The organism is Nonomuraea recticatena (assembly GCF_039533245.1).
GTDB lineage: Bacteria > Actinomycetota > Actinomycetes > Streptosporangiales > Streptosporangiaceae > Nonomuraea > Nonomuraea roseola.
In genome coordinates, this window is the sequence record NZ_BAAATE010000125.1 from 1 (window position 1) to 1,002 (window position 1,002).

Consider the following 1,002-nt stretch of genomic DNA (forward strand, 5'->3'; position numbering starts at 1 on the left):
CCTCGGCATTCCGGTTCGCCTGCGCGGGCAGCAGACCCTCACTGTCGTCTTCGCTGCCGGCCTCGGTGTCCTCCTGGCGAGGCGGCGGGCAGGCGGTCTTCAAGTACTTGTCCAACAGCCGACCGGTCGCCTCTGAGAGGGGGCCTTCGAGGTGCCACATGCCGTTGCCGGTCTCGGTCAGTTCGAGGCGCTGGAGGGACTGCTCACCCAACTCGTCGAACAGCTCGGTCTCTTCGGCGATCGAGGCCCACAGCTCATCCAGGTGCCGCCGCAGGTCTTTGAAGGAAGCGTGCTGGCAGTACTGGGCGACCATCGCCTCTGGAGTCGTGCACTCGACCGAGGCATCGAAAGGCGAGACCGCAGGGGTGCGGAAGGGGGTGCGGGCGAAGAGTCTCATGGCGGGGGTCTGGTCGAGTTGGCGGACGGCATAGGCGACCTGGTCGATCCTGGCGGTTCCTGTCGTTGCCGCTTTGGCCAGGATCCGGAACTTCCCTGACAGTCTCGCGATGGCCGCGATGGATCCTGCCGTGTTGAACGTGAAGTCGAACTGGGACAGCAGCAGATCCCGCAGGGCGGAGAACCCGAACTCGGAGCGGTGCAGACCCTGCTCCTTCATGGCGATCACGGAGGAGAGGACCTGGGAGTGGAAGGCATTGATACCGGCAGCGGCTTCATCGAGGGCCGATCGGATCGCGGCGGCCTGAGAGCGGCGGTCGGAGGAACCGGCGAGGATCGAGACGGGGGAGGGAGTCGGAGTGGTGTGGGTGTTGCAGTGGGCCATGGGTCTCGCCTCCTCACCTGTTCTCGAATGATCTGCCTGTTTTCGCTTCCTTGTTCGTACTTCAATGATGACATCCCACCGCGACGGTGTCATCACCCGATAGAGTGAACATTCCATAGAGGACTATCAATGTCCGCCCTACCAGCACCCTCGACCACCTTGGGGCGCAAGGCCAACCAAGAGAAGATCGCTGCCCCGCCACCCTCAGCTCCGCGCTGCCT

General features: G+C 64.0%; 1 protein-coding gene. It reads right to left on the bottom strand.

The genetic code is table 11. The features are described 5' to 3' along the window. A partial coding sequence (locus ABFX50_RS50675; RefSeq protein WP_346158477.1) for a hypothetical protein occupies positions 1 to 877 on the bottom strand: 877 nt, incomplete at its 3' end. Positions 878 to 1,002 lie beyond the last annotated feature (125 nt).